The 6,642-nt window shown below is 33.9% G+C and carries 4 protein-coding genes and 1 pseudogene; 4 read left to right on the forward strand and 1 reads right to left on the reverse strand.

The features are described from left to right. The first annotated feature begins 97 nt into the window (after nucleotides 1-97). On the forward strand, nucleotides 98-811 hold the full coding sequence (locus Q0543_RS15920) for a DUF2071 domain-containing protein (protein WP_299255402.1): 714 nt from the start codon (nucleotides 98-100) through the stop codon (nucleotides 809-811). 562 nt (nucleotides 812-1,373) lie between these two features. Beyond that, nucleotides 1,374-1,886, forward strand: a complete 513-nt coding sequence (locus tag Q0543_RS15925; RefSeq protein ID WP_299255405.1) for a hypothetical protein — start codon at nucleotides 1,374-1,376, stop codon at nucleotides 1,884-1,886. A 77-nt stretch (nucleotides 1,887-1,963) separates the two neighbouring features. Here Q0543_RS15925 and Q0543_RS15930 read toward each other — a convergent pair whose 3' ends face one another. Beyond that, nucleotides 1,964-2,557, reverse strand: a complete 594-nt coding sequence (locus tag Q0543_RS15930; protein WP_299255408.1) for a hypothetical protein — start codon at nucleotides 2,555-2,557, stop codon at nucleotides 1,964-1,966. 98 nt (nucleotides 2,558-2,655) lie between these two features. Between Q0543_RS15930 and Q0543_RS15935 the strand changes: the two genes are divergently transcribed. After that, the gene (locus Q0543_RS15935; RefSeq protein WP_299255411.1) at nucleotides 2,656-5,346 is read left to right on the forward strand and encodes a T9SS type A sorting domain-containing protein; all 2,691 of its coding nucleotides are present in this window, start codon (nucleotides 2,656-2,658) and stop codon (nucleotides 5,344-5,346) included. Between the two features lie 71 nt (nucleotides 5,347-5,417). After that, nucleotides 5,418-6,642, forward strand: a pseudogene (locus Q0543_RS15940) (hypothetical protein); the annotation flags it as partial.

The raw sequence follows: 6,642 nt of genomic DNA on the forward strand, positions 1-6,642 counted from the left end.
GTGAATTTCCATCTCAACAATCAACTGTTGCTATGTGTTAAAATACTATGATTGCCCACTCCATATTCTTATATTTAATACATCAATCCTAACTACTATGCCAAAACCATTCCTTACAGCCCAATGGAGAAAAATCATTTTAGCAAACTATGCTGTAGATCCTGAAATTCTGAAACCGTATCTTCCGGCTCATACAGAATTAGATTATTGGAATGACACCTGTTATGTTTCTATCGTAGGTTTTTTATTTGATGCTGTTAAAGTCAAAGGTTTTAAAATTCCCAATCATCATTCTTTCCCGGAAGTAAATTTGCGTTTTTATGTACGCTATAAAGACGGCGAAGAATGGAAACGCGGCGTAGTTTTTATTAAAGAGATTGTTCCTAAAACAATGGTAACATTTATAGCAAATACGATTTATAAAGAGAAATACCACACCTTACCCATGCGCCATCAATGGGACTTGGTAGACAATGAGCAGCGTGTTGAATATGAATGGAAAGTAAATAACAAATGGAATTTCATACGTGTTAAAGCAGGTATTGAACCTATAGATATTAAAGTTGGCAGCGAAGCTGAATTTATAACCGAACACTATTGGGGCTATACCAAGTTGTCTGATACTAAAACGTCAGCCTACGAAGTGGTACACCCACGTTGGAAAGTTTACCGAATGCACAACTTAAATTTCTCTTTCAGCACAAAAGAATTATTTGGTGAAGCATTTGTACCGTATTTGGAAACCAAACCCACTTCTATCTTTTTAGCCGAAGGTTCTGAAGTGCAGGTTTTGGGAGGAGGGAAAATTTAAACACTGAGCAACCGAATTTAAAAAATTTGGCTATTCAATCAAATTCGAGTATTGTAAAATATTTATTTAATCCCCTATCCTTTAAATATTTAAATACGTATATTTAGTAACATTTTTAGCACTACTTTTAGAACCGAACTGATTTGTCAAATCATATGTCACAGTTTAAAAAAATTTTAAACCTAGGAACTGCTTTTGAAAGCAATCCTTTAAAACAAGAATACATTCGCATTACAAATAGCATAAACGTGCTTTACATTTTAGGACTTTCTTTTCCGTTAATTGTTGCGACTCTTTTTGTTACACATGATGGTATAAATAGCTACAGTCGATACATCGTATTAATTGCCTTCAGTAGCTTCAGCTGTTACTAACCAAATTCAATCACATCCGTTATGCTAAAATAATTACGTCCATTTTACCCGTATTTATTGTAATTGTCTACCCCATTTTCATAAACCATTTTGTACATGCAGGTATGTTTTTATGGATGCCATATGCAATCATTACCATAGGTGTGGTACCTTTTTTTATTTTCTCTTTTGAAAATGAAAAAACAATTATGTTTGGAGTAATTGCATTATACATCATTCTTATTGTTGGCCTTGACGAACTAATACTTTATCGCTTCAATCACATACCTGATATTGAATTTATAAAAAAATATTATGTGTATAATTTCTTTGCCAAAATAGCAATTGCGGTTCTTCTATACACAAGTTTTTTCACTTTTAAATTAATGTATCATAAAAACAGAGTGACCTTATTAAAACTAACGGAAGAGCTAGATGAAAAAAATCAAGCACTCAACATTCTAAATATTTCTCTTGAACATAAAGTAGCTGAACGTACTGTTAAATTGTCTTTACAAAACAAACGTATTGAAAATTTGGCGCACACCAATGCCCATGAAATACGCGCCAACATTGCTCGAATAATGGGTTTGTCAGATATAATGAAACATGATGTGTCTCAGGAAGAAAAAAAATATTGCGAATCTAAAATTTTAGAAAACATTTCAGATTTGGAAAAGATCACTAAAAACCTTTCGAAAGAATTGATTGAAGAGGAGTAAGGAGTTGCACCCCTTGCTTCTCCTCTATCAATTTAGATTTATCTTATACCACAGCTAAACATCAGCTATAAAAACAATCAAAAAGCATACCCAATATTTATATAAAGAGGAATATCTAATGTCCTGCTTTTACTTTTTACCCACCCATAATTATTTGAACTAGAATTAATCTGTTGCCAAATACTGAATGCTGTTGTAAAACCAGCATCAACAACGAAACGCTTTTTAATTAACAATTGATACCCCAAACCTCCTCCAACAATAGGGGCTCTATTTTCAACGTAAATGTCATTATCTTTTACGTTGTATTCTTTAGAATACTTATAACCTACATCGCCAGCAAGATAAAATCCATTATTAAATGTTGATTTCTTAGTAAAATAATACCTAGCTTGGGCATGAATAAAATAATTCTTTTTATAGAAATTACTTGGTGTTGGATCTGATGTTAATCGTGCAAAGGGGAAAAAATAATCTCCAATTAAGCTTATAGACACGTGTTTACTTAAAGCCCGTTCATATTGTAAGCCAAAATATCCAGCAAATCCTAAAAGATTTAGTTGGACATTATTTTTATATGTTGCAACACCTTTTTCTGAGAGTGAATCAGATTGAGCGAACACATTTGAAAATATTGAAGTGAAAAATATCACTATTAAGAGGTTCTTCATAATTATTAAATTATTTGTTTTATATTACTTGCAATTTGCAAAAAAAAAAAATGAGTATTGCAAGAAAAATAAACATTTAACTCATTTTACTTTTAACTATGAAAAAAAACAATTTTAGATTTTTCATTAAACTGTTCTTCATTGCCAGTTTAATAATTACAACACATCTCAATGCGTATTCAGTGAGTCTGGGGTGTAAAGACGTTGCAATTGATGGTCCGGACAGGGTGTGTTCCCCAAGTAATAATTATAGCTTGAACTATGATAATGTCCGATGTATTACTTGGAAAATAACTGGTGGTGAAATAACAGAAATTGGTGGTAAAAACATACAGGATTTTATTATTGCTCATGGATATTTACAACCGTTTGATTTCAGTAACGGTGCATTAGCAATCACTGAATTCGAATACTGTAAGGGTGGCTGGGGAAGAATTGGCGTAACTCCAGCAGGACAACCTGAGTTTTTTCTAGACGTGGGTCCTACTATTGCAGCATGGTTTATATCTTTTACAGGAAATCCTGCTACTGATATCAAAGTTAAATGGAATTCTCAAAGTTATTATCATTCATTAACTGCAAAGGGAGAAGGGCTTTCTGCTTTTGGAAGATGTGGTAAAGGCGAAGCAACTAAAAACATAACATTTGCGTCATCAATCCCGAACTTTACGTTAACTGCTCCAAAGATAGACTTCCAATGTAACGAAGGTGTACAAATCTCAGGTGCTCCCAATGGAGGAACAAGTTATGCTTGGTATGCTCCTGGCGCAACAGTTCAAAATAATTGGAATACTGGAATTTACATAAGTGGCTTTACGCAAGTTGGTAATGTACCTATTGCAGTAGTAGTTACTGGCCAATGTAACACGGTTACTAAATACATTACACTTAATATTATCCAGCCAGATTTTGGGCATGTACAACAAAATGGCGCAAATGTAGACGATCCAGGCACACTGGTCAGTTTAGATTGTCAAGGTAGTTTTAATCTAGGCATGTCAAAGTGGGTTAGTAATAATGCTATATATACGTGGGAATTACCAGGCAACCAATACGATGACCAAACAAACACATACAACAAAACAATAATAAGCGGAATTAACAAACAAAATGTGCAAGGTAAATTACCTACAGGTGGCTTAACAGATTTTGTAGGCAAAGTTACTATTACGGGTGTTTGCGGCGCACCCGTTGTAAGAACATTTATCATTCGTCCAACATTACGACCAACTGTAGATGCAGATATTTATTCATGTTCTAATAGTGTATTAATAAATGTAAATAATCCAACAGCCAATGGCAATATCAATGCATGGGTAGCACCTACTTATCCTACCGTTGGTTATGGCACTTTTGTAAATCCAACACCTAATTCTGTACAATTTACGGCTTCTAATCCTGGAGCTTATCTTATTAACATAGGAGTAAATGGTGCCGGTGGTTGTTATACACAATTGCAAACAACTGTTCACGCAGTATCAGCAAGTGGCAATACCAATGCAGGTACTTCAGGCTGGCAGTCTGGTGTATTGAGCGATAACCGCAAAGCACCAGGTAGTAATTTAGCACCTTACGGTGGCAATATTTATTTTGCTGGCAGAGATGGTAAAATTTATTTCTACAGCTACAGTGCTGCACTTCAAAAATGGGTAATCAATCAACTGCCTGGTATTAGCAATGCAGCTATTCCTGCAGCTGGAGCATTTACAAAGATTGGTGTTGCAACATTAAGTGGTCTTTCGTATCTATATTATACAGAAAATAGCACAGGCAAATTATGGAAAATTGATTTGGCTACAAATAGCGTTACTCCTGGTTTATCTCTTAGTATAAATGTATCTGATTTCATGACTATGGGAAATGATGTATATGCTATTGAAAAAGGAACAAATGCATTATACTCTAATAATGTTTCAATAAGTAACGTAGGAAATGTTAGTTTAAAAGCAATAATGACAGGCAATGGAGTTGTGTATCTACAAAACAATAATTTGTATTCAACAACACTTGGGCAATTAACATTCACCAATGATGTGTATGCAAGTTCGGATGTAGTGGTATTGGGAAGTAATTTATACTATGCACGTGGACAAAAAGGGACAGCTAATTTATTCCGCCTGCCATTAAGTAGCAATCCAAATCCAATTGAACAAATAACGACTACATCAAATTTATCAGGCGTATTTACAATCAATCTGGCGACAGGTGTAATTTACTATGGTGTATTAAACTCGGGTGCAATAAATACGACCACTACGGTTGCATCTGGCGTTTATAAATCTGCTAACATTTATCAGGCATCTCTATCAGGCACAACATGGACATTTAATGCTGCAACGACTGTTAAACCATGGGAAGGTCTTGATATGTATATTCAAAGCCCAATTTATTCAGGCAACCATGTTTATTACATAGGTGCAGGACATAATAATGTCATTAAAACTGCGTATGAATTGGAAGTTTGGAATTTGTATTACGAAAATGCCTGCGCACCTGTATTGCAACGTGTTGCAGCAGACGATACGAATGTAGAAACCGAAAAAGAAGTACTGTTATATCCTAATCCATTTAATACCCAATTATCGGTTGACCTATCTGCCTATACGGAAGATGGCAAACAAACATCTGTAGCTATTGAAGTAATAGATGCAACAGGTAAGACGATTTATAAGTCAACGGTTTTATCTGAGTTGAATACTATTTCTACCACTGATTGGGCGCAAGGAATGTATGTTGTAAAAATCAGACATAACAATAGTCTAATTAATAAAAAAGTAGTTAAATATTAAGTATAAAATTAAACAAAAGGCAGTGCGTATTCTTATCTTGTATAAGGATACGTACTGCCTTTTATACATATATGAGCATTAGATTATCACTAGCTATTACATTCAATCTTCTTTCAAGTATACTTTTTGCCCAACACGAAACCGATCAACGAGTTATTGGTTTTAAATACATTTTGAAATTCAATTCTACTACCCCCAACGTAACTGTTACAAATACCAACTTATACAATCCTTATAATTCCAACTACAAAGGAGATTTACAGACTCCTCATGCAAATTCTATTTGCGACACCTTAGGCAACATACTTTTTTATTACGATGGCACAAACGTGTATGAACCCAATGGACAGGTTATGTCCAATGGGAAATTACATGCCTATAATTTTAGCTCCCTATATGCAACAAGCCTAATTGTACCTATTGAAGAAAGTAATCGCAGATATTACTATTTGTTCGAAACAATACCACACGAAGAGAATTGGAATTATGTTACGAACAGGCCAATTAATGATGTGACAAGTTGTTACTATCCGAATAAATGTGGAAAATTTTGGGATTTATGCAAACTCGAATACCACATCATAGACATGCATGGCAATGGAGGAAAAGGCAAGGTAATAAGTAAAAATATTTTCTTGAAGGACTCTGTAGCACCTTCCATTAGCGGTATCAAACATCAAAACAATATTGACACCTGGGTTTCGGTATTGGAATATCGCAGCAATAAAATTTTAAATTATCAAGTAAATTCCTGTAAAATCCAAGGGCCAGTTGTGAATGTAATTCCTAATTTTGAATACAAAGAAAATCCATTTTATATACCTTATTCCCCATTATCATATAACGGCTACCAACTTGTGTATTCTACTAAAGGAGATTTTGGTTCATTTCCGGGAAATAAAATTTCAGACAATGCTTCAACATCTTCTATCCCATTTTATTTATTTGTTGCCCCATTTGATAACCAAACAGGATTGTTTGATTTTAATACGCTACAAATAATAGATATAAAAAGTGGTATACATGCCAATTTATTTTCGCACGATTCAAAATATTTATATTATCAGAATAGCTATTGGTTTTCACCTGTATGGATGTATCAGTATGAACTTAGTACAGGCATTTCTACTCCTGTATATTATAATAATATTCCACCTGATAATACGTATTCAGGCACAGATTATGGAAAAGATAATACCATCCTTATATATAAATACAAAGTAAGGACACAAAGGGGAGTAAATAAATTTGTTAGCTACTTAGGTGAAATTAAAAATATTCACCAGCCCTTTATAC

It is taken from the genome of uncultured Cytophaga sp. (assembly GCF_937863595.1).
Lineage (GTDB): Bacteria > Bacteroidota > Bacteroidia > Cytophagales > Cytophagaceae > Cytophaga.

Bases quoted from the DNA above. Each gene is read 5' to 3' on its own strand.
- Q0543_RS15920 (WP_299255402.1), top strand. From the start codon at position 98: ATGCCAAAACCATTCCTTACAGCCCAATGGAGAAAAATCATTTTAGCA.
- Q0543_RS15925 (WP_299255405.1), top strand. From the start codon at position 1,374: ATGTTTGGAGTAATTGCATTATACATCATTCTTATTGTTGGCCTTGAC.
- Q0543_RS15930 (WP_299255408.1), bottom strand. From the start codon at position 2,557: ATGAAGAACCTCTTAATAGTGATATTTTTCACTTCAATATTTTCAAAT.
- Q0543_RS15935 (WP_299255411.1), top strand. From the start codon at position 2,656: ATGAAAAAAAACAATTTTAGATTTTTCATTAAACTGTTCTTCATTGCC.